15 protein-coding genes are annotated in these 17,907 nt (G+C 60.3%); 2 read left to right on the top strand and 13 right to left on the bottom strand.

Features of this window, described 5'->3' with window-relative positions:
- Window positions 1-35 precede the first annotated feature (35 nt).
- From QA648_RS28550 to QA648_RS28510, 9 genes are all read right to left on the bottom strand, one after another.
- Entirely contained in the window at window positions 36-878 is an 843-nt protein-coding gene (locus tag QA648_RS28550; protein WP_283052241.1) for a VOC family protein, read from the bottom strand.
- 13 nt (window positions 879-891) lie between these two features.
- Complete coding sequence (locus QA648_RS28545) at window positions 892-2,124, bottom strand: MFS transporter (RefSeq protein WP_283052240.1); 1,233 nt, start codon at window positions 2,122-2,124, stop codon at window positions 892-894.
- Window positions 2,125-2,138: 14 nt separating this feature from the next.
- Window positions 2,139-3,245, bottom strand: coding sequence for an FAD-dependent oxidoreductase (locus QA648_RS28540; protein WP_283052238.1), 1,107 nt, complete (start codon window positions 3,243-3,245; stop codon window positions 2,139-2,141).
- 273 nt (window positions 3,246-3,518) lie between these two features.
- Entirely contained in the window at window positions 3,519-4,199 is a 681-nt protein-coding gene (locus tag QA648_RS28535) for a cupin domain-containing protein (protein WP_283052236.1), read from the bottom strand.
- Window positions 4,186-5,226 (bottom strand): alcohol dehydrogenase, encoded by a 1,041-nt coding sequence (locus QA648_RS28530; protein ID WP_283052235.1) that lies wholly within the window; start codon window positions 5,224-5,226, stop codon window positions 4,186-4,188. The genes QA648_RS28535 and QA648_RS28530 overlap by 14 nt, the downstream gene beginning before the upstream one ends.
- A 13-nt stretch (window positions 5,227-5,239) precedes the next feature.
- The gene (locus QA648_RS28525) at window positions 5,240-6,379 is read right to left on the bottom strand and encodes an FAD-dependent oxidoreductase (protein WP_283052234.1); all 1,140 of its coding nucleotides are present in this window, start codon (window positions 6,377-6,379) and stop codon (window positions 5,240-5,242) included.
- 202 nt (window positions 6,380-6,581) lie between these two features.
- The gene (gene gcvA / locus QA648_RS28520; protein WP_283052232.1) at window positions 6,582-7,514 is read right to left on the bottom strand and encodes a transcriptional regulator GcvA; all 933 of its coding nucleotides are present in this window, start codon (window positions 7,512-7,514) and stop codon (window positions 6,582-6,584) included.
- A gap of 161 nt (window positions 7,515-7,675) precedes the next feature.
- On the bottom strand, window positions 7,676-9,127 hold the full coding sequence (gene gabD / locus QA648_RS28515; RefSeq protein ID WP_283052230.1) for an NADP-dependent succinate-semialdehyde dehydrogenase: 1,452 nt from the start codon (window positions 9,125-9,127) through the stop codon (window positions 7,676-7,678).
- Between the two features lie 50 nt (window positions 9,128-9,177).
- Complete coding sequence (locus QA648_RS28510; protein ID WP_283052228.1) at window positions 9,178-10,002, bottom strand: bifunctional allantoicase/(S)-ureidoglycine aminohydrolase; 825 nt, start codon at window positions 10,000-10,002, stop codon at window positions 9,178-9,180.
- A gap of 441 nt (window positions 10,003-10,443) precedes the next feature.
- On the opposite strand from QA648_RS28510, the gene QA648_RS28505 reads away from it, so the two are divergent.
- Window positions 10,444-11,136, top strand: coding sequence for a hypothetical protein (locus QA648_RS28505; RefSeq protein WP_104827345.1), 693 nt, complete (start codon window positions 10,444-10,446; stop codon window positions 11,134-11,136).
- A 352-nt stretch (window positions 11,137-11,488) separates the two neighbouring features.
- A complete protein-coding gene (locus QA648_RS28500) occupies window positions 11,489-14,107 on the top strand; it encodes a hypothetical protein (RefSeq protein ID WP_283052225.1) in 2,619 nt (872 codons plus the stop codon).
- 624 nt (window positions 14,108-14,731) lie between these two features.
- Here the strand turns inward: QA648_RS28500 and QA648_RS28495 are convergent.
- Genes QA648_RS28495 through QA648_RS28480 form a run of 4 tightly spaced genes read right to left on the bottom strand, consistent with a single transcriptional unit; the run spans window position 14,732 to window position 17,907 of the window.
- Window positions 14,732-15,640: a homocysteine S-methyltransferase family protein gene (locus tag QA648_RS28495; protein WP_283052224.1), complete on the bottom strand. Its 909-nt coding sequence runs from the start codon at window positions 15,638-15,640 to the stop codon at window positions 14,732-14,734.
- 56 nt (window positions 15,641-15,696) lie between these two features.
- Window positions 15,697-16,386: an ABC transporter permease gene (locus QA648_RS28490; protein WP_283052222.1), complete on the bottom strand. Its 690-nt coding sequence runs from the start codon at window positions 16,384-16,386 to the stop codon at window positions 15,697-15,699.
- Window positions 16,387-16,398: 12 nt separating this feature from the next.
- Window positions 16,399-17,124, bottom strand: a complete 726-nt coding sequence (locus QA648_RS28485; protein ID WP_283052220.1) for an ABC transporter permease subunit — start codon at window positions 17,122-17,124, stop codon at window positions 16,399-16,401.
- Between the two features lie 12 nt (window positions 17,125-17,136).
- On the bottom strand, window positions 17,137-17,907 hold the full coding sequence (locus tag QA648_RS28480; protein ID WP_283052218.1) for a transporter substrate-binding domain-containing protein: 771 nt from the start codon (window positions 17,905-17,907) through the stop codon (window positions 17,137-17,139).

Here is a 17,907-nt window from a genome sequence, read left to right as displayed (position 1 = left end):
CACTAGCAAAAGGACAAGGGCAGCTCGGATATGCATCAGTCGGCCGAGACAAAGCTGATGGCTACACCGAAGGCGTTCTCGGGCTTCACGACAACGCAATCGCCGACCATACTGAATGCGATGCCCGCTTCCGATAGCAGAGCTTGCTGTCGCGCCAAATCTGGAACGGCGACCGTATAGCCCGTGAAGCCGCTGTCGCTTCCACTCTTCTCCGCGACGAGTTTGCCATTTTTCGCCAGCTCATAAGCCACCTGAGTGTGGTCGGGCCTGTTCGGCTGGACATCTGTGAAGTCTGCCAGGAAGCCGGCATGATCTATAGGATCCGCGCTCGCCAGCGTGACCGTCAGGATGTTTGTCGCGCCGTTCGGGTGCTTCTGAAAATCCGAATTCCAGAAGTTCTCAGGAAAATGCTGCTGGCAAACGAAGAAGGAAGCGTTTGGAAGCTTAGGGTCCATGGCAAAGGCCAGCGTGAAGGCGACATGCGTCTCGCTGCCATCTGGACGGCGCCCCTTGCGTTCGAAAAAGAACGGTTCGAATTCGCCAATCTTCCTTTGCGAAAACGCCGCCGCGTCCGCCTTTGCGTCCGGGCTGTCGAGCACCAACATCGCAAAGCCTTCGCGCTTCCTGAGGTAATCCCGCACGAAAGCGCCGAAGCTGAAGCGCCGAGGTTCATGCGGCGGTATCGCTTCGGGGGCGTCGCCCACCGTAATCAGCTCGATGAAGGAAGAGCCGAACTGGACAAGCCGGTTTTCGGTGCCCCAGGGATGGCGATTGCGGGCTCCAACCTTGAATCCGAGGCGCGCATAAAACTCCGCTGCGGCCTCAAGATCATGAACCGCGAGTACAATGTGATCGATACGGCGTCTGGAAGCGGACATTGCACTCAACCTTTCATCTGCTTTTTGTCAGCCTCGCCGCACGCCAAACCAGCGGAACGAGGATGAAGGCCACCGCGGGCAGCACTAGCCAATTGATAGTGCTCCAGCCAGAGCTATGCAGCAGTGATCCCGAAAAGAATGAGGCGCAAGCGACTGTGCCGAAGACCATGAAGTCATTTGCGCCCTGCGCCTTGCCGCGTTCGGACGGAGAATGGCAACCGGCAACCATGGCGGTGGCGCCGATGAAGCCGAAGTTCCAACCGATCCCCAAAAGCACCAGTGACCCCCAGAAGTGCGCGACATCGAGGCCGCTCAGTGCAATGAGCGCCGAAGCGCCGATCAGGAGGAGACCCACTGCGGCGACACGCTCCTTGCCAAAGCGCGCCATCAGCCGGCCGGTAACGAAGCTTGGTCCAAACATCGACAGAACGTGCCATTGAATGCCGAGCGCTGCGGAATCGACGGAATGGCCGTGGCCAACCATGGCCATCGGTGCGGCCGTCATGACAAAGGTCATCAGCGCATAGGATACGACGCCGGTTGCGACCGCCAGGAGATAGCGCGGCGAACACAGGATTTGAGACAGTGGCCGGCAATCTGCCATTTCTGTCGATCCCGCCTTGGGTGTCTCAGGGCGGCGAAGTGCCAGCAGGATCGGAAGGGCGAGCATCGCCAGTGCCGCTTGACTGAGGAAGCTGCCGGCAAAAGAATGCCCCGGAAGCGCCTCGCGCGTCCAAATGACTAGCTGTGGTCCGATCACCGCCGCAATCAATCCGCCGACCATCACGCGGGAGATCGCCTTGTCGCGCGCTGCGCCAATCAGGCCGTCGGTCGCTGCGAAGCGGTAGCTCTGTACATAGGCCGAATAGAAGCCAGCCATGAACGTGCCGATGCAGAAGACGATAAAGCTCGCGTTGAGGATGCCGATGGTGGCGACAAGGCCCGCTGTCATGCCGATCGTTGCACCGAGAAGATAGCCGGTTCGACGCCCGAACCGCCGCATGATGGCGGATGCCGGCAACGTCCCGAGAGCAAGCCCCAGATTGAACATGCTGACCGGCAATGTGGCAGCGGTAGGATTGGATGCTAGTTGTTGCCCGACAAGTCCGCCCAAGGAGATTATGATGGGGGAACTCGCCCCTCCGAGAGATTGGGCAGCCGTCAGCACCCAGACATTCCGGGAAGCGATATTCTGCTGTTCCGACAAACCGGTCGTGTCGCGGAACGTCCGATCGACGATTCCCATGGGCAAGGGTCCTTTCAATTTCTATTTGTCGCGAGCTTATTGATAAGGTCGGTGGCCGCGCGAGTGGATGCCTCCACTGCGCCAGCCAGATAACCGGCTTCTACCGAGCTGGCCTCGCTCCCGGCCAGCACAAGCCGATCTTTCCACGGGCCGGTGATCCAGCCTTCATCCGGGGCGTGCGGATGCCCGGCGGAAAACCAGTCGGCGGATGTTGCCGTCAACGGATCGGCGGCCCAGTCCTTGTAGAGCGTGGCCCGCGGCTGGGCAGCTTCCGGCCCGAAGATGCGAGCGAACTGCTGGACGCAGGTCCTAGTCAGCGCTTCCTCACCTATCGCCGCGCGTTGCTCCGCACCCATTCCAACGAAGCCGAACAGCGCCGCGCTGCCGGTGGACGTCGTCGCATCATGGATCTCCGCCAGTGGCCCGACCATGCTCTGCGCGGTCCCCGAAAAGCCTGCCTCCCGCCAGAAGGGACGATCATAGACGGCAAAGAATTTTGCATGCGGCGCCATCCAGGTAGGGGTTTGGCGCCATAACTGGATTGTCGCGGGTTCTTGGGGCGGCTCGAACCGGACGGACGATTCCAGGATACGCGGCGGTAGGGCCGCTATGACCTGTGACGCCCGCAATTTCTCCTTCTGTCCGTCTGCGAACCGGATCGACAGCTTCACTCCGGCATCCGTCAGGCGCATCTTGGTGATCTGCGCTCCGCACCGCAGCCGCGCTTCCGGCAAGTCTTTCGCCAGTGCCCGGACCAGCGCGGCGGACCCTCCGACAAGCCGCATGGTTTCGGATTCCTGATCTAGTCCGCGATAGCGCTTTGCCGATTCCCGCGACATCCGCTCGAAGACGATATCGCCATCACTATTCTGCACGAAAGTTGGCAGATCGAGCTCTGCGACGAGTGCGGCGATCGCAGGCTGCATCCGCGGCCAAAACCAGGAGGGCCCAAGGTCGAAGCCGTCTGCGTCAGGCTGGCCTGACTCGTTGACGGTCTGGATCCGGCCGCCGAGTGTTGTTCTTGCCTCAAGGAGCAGGAATTCGATCCCTGCCGCATGCAACAGGCGCGCCGCATTCAGCCCCGCCAAACCTCCGCCGATAATCGCAACCTCTGTGTTCATCTGTCTCTTTTCCGGGAAGTTGGTCCCAGCGGCGCTTGCGTCGTTCAAGGCGGCGAATATGCCAATATGGGAGTGGCAAGTGGTCCGCTAGGTCAAGGGCAGGCGGCCGGCGGGACGAATTCGTTGATCCGCGCGGCCATACCATGGGGCCCATCAAATCAGAAATGACGTTGCGTCATGTATCGATGAACTGCGCTCATAATGCTGAGATTCGACGTACCTCAAGCAGATGGCGCTGGCTCACGCGCGGATTAAGAGTCCTTCCCGCTGGTTTCAGTCGGGCATCGGCAACACGTCGGGGTGCTGGAGAGGGGCATCCTTGATCCAAATCTGCGCACCCTCCGGCCCCGTCATTGCTTCAAGTGGCTCGCCTGCAGGCAAGCGACCCCAGCTCTGTAGCTCCAGTAGCTCGCCCCGAACTGTAAGGCTGCCCGAAAGCACGAAGAATTCGAGGCCGCGGCGATTTTCAACCGCTATGGCGAAATCTGGCTGCCAGTTCTCAAGCGAAACCTGTTCTTTTTCGTCTTCGAAAAGGACACGTGCTGTTTCGGCCCCGTCGCGCAACGACGCCGCTTCGCCCTCGCCAGGCTGGCGGACGATTTGCACGTCGTCGCCCTTCCGGAACTGCCAAAGGCGCACGAAGATCGTGCAGCCCTCTTCCGATGCGGGCACATGCGAGGTGCCGGGCGGATTGCGGAAATAGCTTCCCGCCGGATAATCCCCATGCTCGTCCTGAAAGGTCCCCTCGAGCACGAGTATTTCCTCGCCGCCGGCATGGACGTGGCGCGGAAAGGCGCTACCCGGCGCGTAGCGCACGATCGAGGTTGCCCGGGCGACTTCGCCGCCGACGCGATAAAGCATCCGCCGATCCACGCCGACGGCAGGACTCGGCTTCCAATCGAGCCCGGCCGCGTGGACGATGACCGGTTTCGTCAGGTCTTCATTGATGCGCATTGGACTGGTCTCCCATCGTCAGGACGATCCGGAACTTCACGTCGCCGGATCTCATTCTTTGAACGGCTTCCGCAGCTTGTTCCAGCGGCATAGTCTCGATCATCGGTCGCACTCCCGCCAGGACGCTGAAATCCAGCGTCTTCTCATTCTCGAACGGCGTACCCGTCATCGAGCCGATGAGGCCGCGCTCGCCGCCGACCAGGTATCGCGTCGATACAGCTAGCGGATCCTTGCCAACGCCGAGCACGACAAGGCGACCTTCCGGTGCAAGTGCGGGCATCAGCGCCGTGACCGCCGCCGGATTGCCAGTCGTCGTCAGGATCGCTTTCGCGCCGCCCATCTCGTTGAGAGCGTCGGCGGCGTTTTCCCTATTCGTATCAATGTAGCGATGGGCACCAAGGTTCATCGCATCTGTGGCAATATCGTCGCCGCGCCCGACCGCCACGACGCGAAAACCCATCCTGCGGGCATATTGCAGCGCCATGTGGCCGAGGCCGCCAATTCCGAGAATGGCGACGGTATCGCCAGCCTCGGCGCCCGATTTCTTCAGCGCGTTGAATGTGGCAAGCCCCGCGCACAGAATGGGAGCGGCCTCCTCGGACGACAGTTCGTCCGGAATGGAGACAAGCCCGGTCGCCCGCACGATCATCATTTCCGCATAGCCGCCATCGCTGGAGGCGCCGACCACGGTCTGGTTGCGGCAGAGATTGAAGCGGCCACGACGGCACTCGCGGCACTCGTTGCAATGGCCGCCGAGACGGCCGACGCCGACGCGCTGTCCCACCTTCCAGATCGAGGGCGTATTCGGACCAACAGCGGCAATACGGCCGATCACCTCATGGCCGGGAACACGGGGCGGCTGCAATGTGGGATCAGCATTGTCGATGTCGCTGGCATCGGCACCGCAGATGCCGCAGGCTTCGATGGCGATCAGGACTTCGCCCGCCTTGGGTACAGGGGTTTGCCGCTCCACCAGTTCAAGACCGTGTTGCGCGGTAATCTGCATCGTCCGATAAGTTGCCTTCATGACTTCCGCTCCTTTATGCGTTGGACATTGTCGGGATCGCTGTTTGCGGACCCGATCTGTTGATCAGGCTGATAGCGGCACGTTCCCCGGCTTCGACGGCGCCAGCCAGATAGCCGGGGTCGTGAACTGCGGTTTCGCTGCCCGCCAAGGTGATCCGATCGCTCCAATTATTGTCGGTCCATTCTCGACGGCGGCCGTCGGGATGGCCGGTCGCCATCTGGTCCAGGGAGGTGGCCGTCAGAGGATCTTCGGCCCAGTCCTTGTAGAGCGTTGCCGTCGGCCTCAATGCATCCGGTCCAAACAATTGCCCGAGCTGGGCGATCGAAGCGTCGGTGATGGCGTCGCGACCGACTTCTCTTCTGTAGTGTGCCGGAACGCCGACGAAGCCGAAGAGGGCTGCTTTCCCCGACGCGGTGGTGGCGTCATGGATCTCGACGAGTGGACCGGCCATGCTCCGCGCCGCGCCGGAAAATCTGGCCGATCGCCAGAAGGGGGCCTCATAGAGAGCGAAGAACTTCGCGTGTGGCGCCATCCAGGTCGGCGTCTCGCGCCAAAGCTTCTGAAGCAATGCACCCGGCGCCGGATCGAATTCGACCGTCTCGGCCAGCAAACGCGGCGGTAGCGCGAAGATGACATGGCCGGCAGTGATTTCCTCGACCGCATCGTTCGCACCAACAAGGTACATAGTAACGCCCCCGTCTGTTCGCTGGACTCGGGTCACTTTGGTTCCGAGACGTATGCTTTCCGGCGGCAAACGCGCTGCCAGCGCAGAAATGATCGAACCACTGCCGCCCACCAACCGCATGGACGGTGGGTCTTGCCGGAGCGTGCGATAGTGCTCGGTCGCCGTCTCCCGCGAACGCTGAAACACCGTCGCGCCATGGCTGTGCTGGGCAAAGAACTCAAGGCCCAATTCGTGTGCGAACCGGCTGATGGCGGGATGCACATCCGGCCAGAACCAGGATGGGCCAAGATCAAATCCATCGCCCGAAGTTTTGTTGTCGGGATCTGTCGTCAGAATACGCCCGCCCATACGATCCCGCGCCTCGATCAAGCCGAAACCGATGCCCGCGCGATGGAGGCGGTAGGCGGCCGTCAGGCCGGCGAGCCCGCCGCCGACGATCAGAATGGAATTTGAAAAGGAAGATGTCATTGGAGCGGCCTAAGGGTCGGCGTTCCGGCCCTCCTGTTACGGGTGGCTCAAGCCACGACGTAGATGCGGATCTCCTACGCGGCGGCCAGAAGCGGTTTGAGCCATTTGATGCCCCTGAAAAGCCGCCCTGACAAATGAGAGTTTCTTGCGCCCGACAAAGGAAATCTTTGTCGTGCTTGCGGGGAACCGATCGGGAGAAGACTTATCCCTGTCGGGATCGGATCGTGGATGCTTCCTCGATCAGCCAACTACGAAACGCCTGCAACTTCGGCAGCGAAGCGTATTCCGAACGGTAGACCACGTAGTAGGCTAGCTTTGAAGGCACGCTTACCCCGGGAAACAGGCGCTGGAGCCGCCCGGCGGCCAGATCGTCATACGCCAGAATACTGCGCGCCAGCGCGACACCATGTCCCTCGATCGCGGCCTGAAGGACGGCGGCGGAATTATCGATCCTCATGCCTCTCTGCGGTTGGCTCTCGGGGACACCGGCCGCCCGCAGCCAGATGTCCCAGGTGACGAAGCCGATTGCCGGATCGACCGAGAGGTCATGGATGAGCGTGGTTCGCATGAGATCGGGCGGTGCGGTCAAATTTCCCCTGTCGCAGAAACTGGGTGAGCAGACCGGAAAGACCTCCTCATCCATCAGTTTCTCCGCAATCAGTCCCGGCCAGTTCCCGTCGCCATATCGGACACCCACGTCGATGCCATGTGCCTTGTAGTCGACGAGTTTCAGGCTCGTCTCAAGGCGGATATCGGTGTCCGGCGATCTGGCCTGGAAGCGGTCGATACGCGGAAGCAGCCACTTGGCGGCGAAGGCCGGACTGACTGTGACGTTGAGGATGCCGCTGGTCGCGGAGTCCCGAAGCCGTTCCAGGCCAATCCCGAGGCGATCGAGTCCGGCGCGGATATCCGGAAGCGCGCGCTCGGCGCTTTCGGTCAAGGTCAATCTGGTTTTCCCGGTAGCGCTGCGATGAAACAGCGGAGCTCCCAGCCAGTCCTCGAGCCCGCGCACCATTTGCCCGACGGCCGCCGCGGTCACGTTGAGTTCTTCCGCGGCGCCGGAAAAGCTGCCGTGACGTGCACTGGCTTCGAAAGCCCGCAGCGCATTCAGATAAACCGGTGATTTCTTGTTCAAGGGACTTTCTCTTGCGCGGATTGCGGACGACCGATCGCCTAAAGATATTAAGCAACGTCTCCGTTTTGCGCTATCCGCCTCGCCGTCCTTGTACGCCGGGTTGCGGTCGCGGCGAGGGGAACGAGGCGACAAGCCTCGATCACCCTCGCGTAGCGTCGGCCTCAGACGACGCCGCCGAGGCAGACATATTTGATTTCGGTGAACTCCTCGATGCCGTAGCGCGATCCCTCGCGGCCGAGACCGGAGAGTTTGACGCCGCCGAAAGGCGCTTCGGCTGTCGAGATCAGGCCGGTATTGACGCCGACCATGCCGTATTCGAGCGCTTCTGCGATGCGGAAGACGCGGGCGAGGTCCTTGGCATAGAAATAGGAGGCAAGACCGAATTCGGTGTCGTTGGCCTGGGCAATGACATCGGCCTCGTCCTTGAAGCGGAAGAGCGGAGCCACGGGTCCGAAGGTCTCTTCCTTCGCGACAGCCATCGCCGGCGTGACGTCGGCAAGCACGGTTGCCTCATAGAAGCGTCCGCCGAGCGGATGGCGATGACCGCCGGCAACGACGCGGCCGCCCTTGGAAAGCGCATCGGCGACATGCTCCTCGACCTTGGCAAGGGCTGCTTCGTCGATCAGCGGGCCGAGATTGATGCCTTCGTCGAAACCATTGCCGGTCTTCAGTGCGCCGACGGCCTTGGAGAGCTTCTCAGCGAACGCGTCATAGACACCGTCCTGCACATAGAGACGGTTGGCACAGACGCAGGTCTGGCCATTGTTGCGGAACTTGGCGATCAACGCACCTTCGACGGCGGCATCGAGATCGGCATCGTCAAACACGATGAAGGGCGCATTGCCGCCGAGCTCCAGGCCGAGTTTCTTGATAGTCGGCGCGCTCTGCCTGTAGAGCTCGGCGCCGACTTCCGTCGAGCCGGTGAAGGTCAGCTTGCGCACGACCGGGCTTGCGGTCATCTCGCCGCCGATGGCGCGGGCCGAGCCGGTCAATACACTGAACAAGCCCTTGGGAAGACCGGCGCGTTCGGCAAGGACCGCAATCGCGATCGCCGAAAACGGCGTCTGCGAGGCCGGCTTCAACACCATGGCGCAGCCGGCGGCAAAGGCAGGACCGGCCTTGCGGGTGATCATCGCATTCGGGAAGTTCCAGGGAGTGATCGCCGCAACCACGCCGATCGGCTGCTTCATCACCAGAATGCGCTTGTCTTTCTGGTGGCCGGGAATGATGTCGCCATAGACGCGACGGGCTTCTTCGGCAAACCATTCGATGAAGCTGGCGCCATAGGCGATCTCGCCCTTGGCCTCGGGGAGCGGCTTGCCCTGTTCGGCCGTCAGGATGCGGCCGAGATCATCCTGGTTTTCCATCATCAGCTCGAACCAGCGCTTGAGGATGCTGGAGCGTTCCTTGGCGGTGCGGGCGGCCCATTCCTTCTGGGCAGCTTCGGCCGCGGCAATCGCCTTTTTGGTCTCGGCAGCGCCCAGATTGGGAACGCGGCCGATGATCTCACCGGTCGCCGGATTGTCGACCTTGATTGCGTTGTCCCCTGCCTCGATCCAGTCGCCGCCGACCAATGCGGCCTGCCGGAATAATGTTGCGTCTTTCAAATGCATGACGGCCTCCTCGCGGATCCTTAAGGTCCTGATATCACATGCCAGCCTTGTTATCGGGACAGCTTCATATGGCGATTGACGTCCTTATAAAGCAGGTAGCGGAATTTCCCCGGCCCTCCAGCATAGCAGGCCTGAGGGCAGAAGGCGCGTAGCCACATGAAATCGCCAGCCTCGACTTCGACCCAATCCTGGTTCAGCCGATAAACCGCTTTGCCCTCGAGTACATAGAGACCATGCTCCATTACATGGGTTTCCGCAAACGGGATGACGGCGCCAGGTTCGAAGGTAACGATCGTGACGTGCATGTCATGGCGCAGGTCTAGTGGATCGACGAAGCGGGTGGTTGCCCATTTCCCGTCCGTCCCAGGCATTGGCGTTGGTGCAATTTCCTGCTCATTGATGAAAATTGGCTCTGGCGCGTCCAGGCCCGGAACGGTCTCATAGGCCTTGCGAATCCAGTGGAATCGCGTGGCGACCGATCCATGATTGCGAAGTTGCCAACCGCTCGAGGGTGGCAAGAAGGCGTAGCCGCCGGGATGGAGCACATGAACGTCTCCCCCCAACTCGATCGTCACCTCTCCTTCCAAAACGAAGATCACTCCTTCGGCGTGCGGATCCGATTCCGGCGTCTCACTGCCGCCGCCTGGGGCGACCTCCATGATGTACTGCGAGAAGGTTTCCGCGAAGCCGGAGAGCGGGCGGGAGAGCACCCAAAGGCGTGTTCCTTCCCAGAAAGGCAAATAGCTCGTGACGATGTCCATCATCACACCCTTGGGGATCACAGCATAGGCTTCGGTAAAGACCGCGCGGCCGGTCAGAAGGTCAGTCTGCGCCGGAGAGCCGCCTTTCGGCGCGAAATAGGTCGGTTTTGTCATTTTGCACTCCGCGAAATGTGGCGCCTATGATCTTCGCCTGATCGAGGGCGTCAGGATGTGGCGAACATGATATCGGTTTGCCTATATCCGGCGGGCTTGTCCAGTCGCCGATGGTTCTGCGGCAAACTTTCCTACCCGTTTATCATGATGGCGCGTCGATCTCTCCTGGATGCTCAAAGCGTCTCAGACGCAGCGGCTGGACCGGAAAGGGGGATGGTCTCCGATGAGCCGAAAATCTCGATCTAACTTCGAAAATTAATGCCCGCATAAGGGGATAAAATGGGTGGAACAAGTTGAAATAGAAACAACTTAAAGGAATAGTGGCGGCCACGGTCAAAGTCGGGGCCGGAACGTCGAATTCTAAAATATCTGTTTTTGCCCGTCGTTGAAATCTCATCCGAGAGCGATGCGCGCTAGGCATACTTTGAGAAAAGGTTCGGAATGAAAAAGCTTATGATTCTGGTGGCTATCACTGTGGCGACTCTTTCTGCGTCCGCCAGCGCCGGACCGGTCACTACCAAGGGCGGGTATGAATATGATCGAAATCAACTGAGCGATGCCACTGTTCTCAACTGGAACATCCAGGCATGCAGCCACGGTGGCATCAACCCGGACGCGCAACAGAAACTTGCGAAACTGATGGGCGTTTCAGAGGCCAATGTCCGTCTTGAGTTCTGTCGCCGCGTCCTCACCGCTTACGCGAAGGGAGCCATCCCCTACGAGGATTACGTTCAATTTGTCCAGGGTCACCTCATGGCTCCAAGCATCATGAAGGCCTTGAGGATCGCCGGTTCGGCCCCGCTGAAGCCGCAGAGCCATGGACAAGGCGACATAGTTCTTCCGGTTTCAGCGAAAATGGACTCTGGCGAGACGTTCAAAGGCTCCACGATAGCCTCGCGCGAAGGCGGACGTTTCTCGGTTCAATCGTCGCGCCATTCTGTGAAATGTTCCGGCACCTACGATCCCAAGGATCGGCGCCCGACAGTCACTCTTCCGGTCAAATGCTCGGACGGTCGCACAGGCCAGGCCGAGGTCACGAGAGCGCCGGACCTCATGTCCGGATGGGGGAAGGTGAAACTGTCCGACGGAAGCGCCGGTCGACTGGTCGTTGGGTCAGTTCGCAAGCAGCCGTAACAGGCAGCTAAAGCGCCCACGGGCCTTCGGGCTGCTGTCTCTGTCGCGAAATTAAACGCCAGCCCCGATCGGGGCTGGCGATCCCGGTGCCGCGTTCTTCCATGAGAACCACGCAATCGATGACCGCGCCTCGCGCAAGCTTCGGATCAGGTGCCACTGCTACGGATACTTGTAAGAAACATCCTAGCGAGTAGCGCGGGCACCATGAAATTAAAAGCAGTCAGCTAGTTCGCAGTTGCGTTTATTCCTGCGCCTCTGCCAGCGTCGCAGCCCACTATCCGAAAGCCGCTGTGGCGGCTTGATTGGGCGGACAAGCAAGGCGTGATCAAGCTAACATTTGGAACGCTCGTTTATGACTTCAATCATTTCCTCTCTGTCCGCCAGTGCAATCCGGTCTCTCTCCACCGCCACGATCGCTGCTCTGACCACAGACGACGTCGCGGCGATGGGTACTAGCCAAATCAACGCGCTTACCTCAACGCAGATCGCCGTGTTGAGTACGGAAGACATTGCTGTTCTCTCGACGAAACAAATGAAGGCCATCTCGCCGAGCGCCATTGTGGGCTTGGGGCTGGATCAACTGGCGGTTCTTTCATCGGTCCAAATTGGAGGCCTCTCCACGGTCGAAGTGAGGGCGCTGACCACCACTCAGGTCGCAGGGCTGTCGACGACGCAGATCAGTTCATTGACGACGACGCAGATCGCCGCTCTCTCTGCGACAGAGGTCGGCGCCCTTTCGACGGAGGATATCGCAGCGCTGTCGAGCAGCCAAATCGGGGCCATCAGCTCGTCCTCTTTGTCAAAGCTCTCCACCGATAATGTCGCGTTGCTCAGCACCGGCACGATCGCCGCCTTGAAGACGGCGCAGATCGCGGCACTGACATCCAGCCAGATCGCTGCGCTCACGACCAAGCAGATCGACGTTTTGAGTTCTACACAGATCGGCGCCTTGAGTCTGAAGCAGGTTGCGGCTCTAAGCACCGAGGCTGTGGCCGCACTGTCGACCGAACAAATCGCTTCACTGAAGTCTGCCTCGATTGCGGGTCTGACTACCAGTGAGATTGCGGCGCTGTCGACGACGCAGATCGCTGCATTGACGACGACGCAGATCGCGGCTCTCTCTGCCACAGAGGTCAGTGCCCTTTCGACCGAGGATATCGCGACACTGTCGAGCAGCCAGATCGGCGCCATCAGCTCCGTCGCCCTCTCGAAGCTTTCCACCGATAATGTCGCATTGCTCACCACCAGCACGATCGCCGCGTTGAAGACGGCGCAGATCGCCGCCCTGACGTCCAGCCAGATCGCTGCGCTTACGACCAATCAGGTCGACGTTTTGAGTTCGACGCAGATCGGCGCTTTGAGCTTGAAGCAGGTTGCATCTCTGAGCACCGCCGCCGTTGCTGCACTCTCCACCACGCAAATTGCCGCGCTGAAGACTGCTGCGATCGTGGGTCTGACCACCAGTGAGATCGCGGCGCTGTCGACAACGCAGATCGCTGCACTCTCCACCACGCAGATCGCAGCTCTCTCTGCGACAGAGGTCGGCGCCCTTTCCTCGGCGGATATTGCGGCGCTGTCGAGCAGCCAGATCGGGGCAATCAGCTCGTCCGCGCTGTCGAAGCTCACGACGAGTAATGTCGCGTTGCTCACCACCAGCGCGATTGCCGCTTTGAAGACGGCACAGATCGCGGCGTTGACCTCCAGCCAGATCGCTGCGCTCACAACCAGTCAGATCGACGTTTTGAGTTCCACACAGATGGGCGCCTTGAGTCTGAGGCAGGTCGCGTCTCTGAGCACTGTCGCCGTGGCTGCGCTGTCGACCACGCAAATCGCTTCACTGAAGTCAGCCTCCATCGCGGCCCTGACCACCAGTCAGATCGCGGCGCTGTCGACAACACAGATCGGCGCGTTGACGACGACGCAGATCGCGGCTCTCTCTGCCACAGAGGCCAGTGCTCTTTCGTCTGCGGATATTGCAGCGCTGTCGAGCAGCCAAATCGGAGCCCTCAGCTCCGTCGCTCTGTCGAAACTCTCTACCAGTAATGTCGCATTGCTCACCACCAGCACGATCGCTGGTTTGAAGACGGCCCAGATCGCTGCGCTGACATCGAGCCAGATCGCGGCGCTTACGACCGGTCAGGTCGAGGTTTTGAGTTCGACACAGATCGGCGCCTTGAGCCTTAAGCAGGTTGCATCTCTGAGCACCGAGGCTGTGGCCGCGCTCTCGACCACGCAAATTGCCGCGCTGAAGACCGCCTCGATCGCGGGGCTGACCACCGATGAGATTGCCGCGCTATCGACGACACAGATCGGTGCGTTGACGACGACGCAGATTGCCGCTCTCTCTGCCGCTGAGGTTGGTGCCCTTTCGACCGAGGATATCGCGGCGCTGTCGAGCAGCCAAATTGGAGCCCTCAGCTCGGTCGCTCTGTCGAAGCTCTCCACCGATAATGTCGCGTTGCTCACCACCAGCACGATCGCCGCCTTGAAGACGGCGCAGATCGCGGCTCTGACATCCAGCCAGATTGCTGCGCTCACGACCCAGCAGATCGACGTCTTGAGTTCGACGCAGATGGGCGCCTTAAGTCTGAAGCAGGTTGCGGCTCTGAGCACCGTCGCCGTGGCCGCACTCTCCACAACGCAGATTGCCGCGCTGGCGTCAGCCTCGATCGCGGCTCTGACCACCAGTCAGGTCGCGGTGCTATCGACAGCGCAGATCGGTGCATTGTCGAGTACGCAGATCGCCGCCCTGACCTCGGCGGAGATCGGTGCTCTGTCGTCGACGGATATCGAGGCGTTGTCGACCGAGCAAATCGAAGCCATCAGCACCCGAGGCATAAAAGGACTATCAACCTCTGATATTTCCGTGCTCTCCAGCGAGCAGCTATACGCTATCACGACAACCCAGGCACAGGCATTGGACTCTGAGCAAATTGCGGCGATCATTGCGGCCTATGCTGCTTATAGCTGACTATGACGTCTGTGATTGCTGAAACGTTGCGGTTTCCGCGAAATGATGACGAGGGACGGCGGCACTTCTTCGAATAGTTTTCAATCTGGAAGGCTATTTCGGCTGAAAGCCACCTGAGCGTCCCATTGCCATCAGCATTCCTGCTCGTGGAATAGAGAAGCGGCTCTACCTTGTGGGGCAAGGTAGAGCCGGGAGACCGCATAACGGCTCACTGAGCGCGCCCAAGCGTCGGGGAAACTTGTCCGCTTGCTAATTTTATACTACTCAAGGCTGAATATCCAGCTAAACCTAAGCGCGCCGACCGGTTTTAACAGCAACTGTTCCCGATATCTCAAGGACGCTGATCCACGTCGTCCGGTTAGGATGTTTGAATGACGGCTTTTGTCCGGCCACCGCAGGTTCCAGCTCCGGGTAATGTCTGTGGTGCCCGGAGAAAACCCGCCGCTGGCAGGGGCGCTACCAACGACGGGCTCGGCTTGGAGACAGTTGGTCAGTGCGCGCGCCTGCCAACTGACGGTTCAACATCCGCAGGGGCGAATTGTTCCATCGCCGCGTGAATTTGTCGCCGCTTGCGGTCGGATCATAGAGCAAGACGAGCTGATTCTGGTCGTTGCGCAGCGAGTTTCAGCGCAGGAGCGCCCTTGTCAGCCGGTGGATATGCTCTGCTCCGATGCCGCAGCAGCCGCCGATCATGGTCGCACCAGCTTCTGCCCATGAGCAGGCGAAGCGCGAATAGGTGTCGCTGGTCATATCCTCGCGGGTATCATGGAGGCCCTCATTGGCCGCCGAATCACCTTGTTCGCCTTCAAAAGCATTGGCATAGACGCCGATCTCGAGCGCAGAGCCTTTATCTTTGAACACGCGAGCCGCTGTTTCGACCGCCGCCTGCATCACTTCCGGCTTGCTGCAGTTGAACAAGAGAGCCTTCGCGCCGGACGAGACCGCCCAGATCGCCGCATCTTCCACCCGTTCGCCGGAGCGCAGCTTCGGTTCGCCGCCTTTGACCTGTGCCTCGTCATCGGCCAGCGTGAACGAGATCCAGAATGGCTTCCCCGTTGCGGCAACCGCGGTGCGTACGGCTTCTCCCTCGGCGATCAGGCTGAGGGTCTCGCCAAGCCATACGTCCACATAGGGCGCTAGATTTTCAACCAGCACCTTGAGATAGTCCTGCACCCGCGAAGGATCGAAGTTCTGCGGCTCATAGGAGCCAAAGATCGGCGGCAGCGAACCGGCAACCAGAATTTTCCGATCGCTGATGGCATCGGCGGCTTCGCGCGCCAATTGGCCCGAGAGCCTGATCAGCGACGCACCGTCCTTCTGAAACCGTTCCTCGCCGATGTGAAAGGGTACCAGGGCATAGCTGTTGGTGGTGACGACATCAGAGCCGGCAGCGATGAATTCCTCATGGACCTTTCGAATGATGTCCGGGGAATTGATCAGCGCCAATGCCGACCATTCCGGCTGCTTCAGTTCGGCCCCGAGGCGCAGGAGTTCGCGGCTCATGCCGCCGTCGAGAATATGAAGTTTGCTCATGGGTAGGGTCTCCGTAAATGCGTCGGGTCTGCGCAAAGGCATGACCTTCCTGCGTGCTAACGCCGCACCGGCACCTGCGCCTCCAAGTGGCGGAAGGCTCGTGCGATAATGGCGGTGAGAATGAGATAGAAGACGGTAACGACGATCAGCGGCTCGTAGACCAGCAGCGTGTCCTGACGCACCTTGCTGGCGACAGCGTAGAGATCCATCACCGTGACGGTGAAGGCGAGTGGTGTCGCCTTGAGCTGCATGACGATTTCGCCGCCGATCGTCGGCAAGGCGATGCGAATGGCGCGCGGCAGCCAGATGCGCCGGGTCAGCGTGAAGGGTCGCATCCCAAATGCACGGCCTGCTTCCAACTCCCCCTTCGGCACTGCGAGCAGTGCACCTCGCAACACCTCCGCCTCGTAGGCAGCATAGTTCAGCGTAAAGCTCAGGGCGGCAAAGAAGAAGCCCTCGCGCAAGATCGGCCAGAACAGGCTCTGACGGATACCGGGGATCATCGGCAGTAGCGAACCGACGCCGTAATAGAGAAGCCAGAGCTGGATGAGCAGAGGCGTGCCGCGGAAGAAGGTGCAGTAGCTTCGGGCGAGAAGTTGCGTCAGCGGACCGCCGCTCACCTGCGCAAAGGCAAGGCCGATAGCGATAATGAAGCCGAAGACGACCGAGATCACCAGCAGCGCCACCGTCTGCGCAGCGCCCGTCAAGAGAAGCGGCCAATAGGAGGCTATCCATGAGAAGGTCATGCCGTTCGCTCCTCAGGCAGGTTTCGGCTGACCGCGCCGCACATGGCGCTCGATCAGATTGAAGACGACATTGGAGGCGAGCGTGAGGGCGAGATAGAGAAAGGCGGAGGCCAGGAAGAAGATGAAATAATGCTTGGTGCTCGCGCCGGCGAGGCGCGTGGCGAGCGCCAGTTCCTGATAGCCGACGACGGCGACCAGCGCGCTGTCCTTGGTGATCGAGTTCCACAGATTGGCAAGGCCCGGCAGTGCATTCGGCAAGAGTGCCGGCAGGATGACGCGGCGGAAACGCAGCATCGGCCCCATGCCGAAGGCCTTCGCTGCGTCGATCTGACCGGCGGGGATTGCGAGGATCGCGCCGCGCAGCACTTCCGTCATGTAGGCGCCCTGCACGATGCCGAGCACGACGACGGCGACGACGAAGCCGTTCACTTCGATCGCAGGCAGATTGAGCGCAGCCAAGAGCCGGTTCAGGCCATCCATTCCGGCATAATAGAGCCCCACGATCAGAATCAATTCCGGAATGGCGCGGACCGCTGTCGTATAAAGATTGAGCAACAGGCCGAGCGGCCTGTTGCCGGAAAGCTTGCCAAGCGCGCCTCCGACCCCGAGCAGGAGGCCGATTATAAACGCGCCGGCGGAGATGGCGATCGTGGAGGCCGCACCCACGAGCAGCACACCACCCCACCCGGGCGGATAGGGAGAGAGCAGGTCGAAGATACCTTGTGGAGCGGCCGCCATCGTCGAGATCGCTTACTTTGCGCCGTAGATGTCGAAGTCGAAATACTTCTTGGTGATTTCGTCGTACTTGCCGCTGGCACGGATCGCGGCGATCGCGGCATTGAGCTTGGCTTTCAGGTCGGTATCTTCCTTACGCAAACCACCGGAAACGCCCGCTCCGAGAATTTCCTTGTCGTCGGCGACGTCGCCCATCTTGGCGCAGCAATCCTTGCCGGCATCACTCTTCAGGAAGGCATCAAGAGCCAGCGAATCGCCGAAAACATAATCGATGCGGCCGGCGGCGAGATCCTGGAATGCCTCGTCCAGGGTCTGATAGGTTTTCTGATCCGCGACTTTGGCAAAGTACTTATTGAAGTAGTCGGACTGAATGGTCGAAACCTGAATGCCGATGGTCTTGCCCTTCACATCGTCGGCGGTTGCGCCGGGCTTCTGGTCTTTCGGGCCGATCAGGGTGCTTGGCGTGTTGTAATATTTATCGGTGAAGTCGATGATTTTCGAGCGTTCCACGGTGTTCGACATCGACGACCAGATCACGTCGAACTTCTTGCTCTGCAGGGCTGGAATGAGGCCATCCCAGGAGAGTTCGACGATCGAGCATTTTTCCTTCATCTGATCGCAGACGGCATTCATCAGGTCGATTTCCCAGCCTTGCCACTGGCCGGAGGCATCCTTGGCGAAGAAGGGCGGATAGGATTCGTTCATAATGCCGAAACGAACGTCGGCCTGAGCCGTAAAGGCAGAAACGGCAAGCATGGCGCCGGCAAGAAGCAGGGGCAGTTTCAT

It is taken from the genome of Rhizobium sp. CB3171 (genome assembly GCF_029714265.1).
Classification (GTDB): domain Bacteria; phylum Pseudomonadota; class Alphaproteobacteria; order Rhizobiales; family Rhizobiaceae; genus Rhizobium.
Note: the sequence above shows the minus strand (reverse complement) of the source record. Positions and strands in the feature narration are given on the sequence as shown.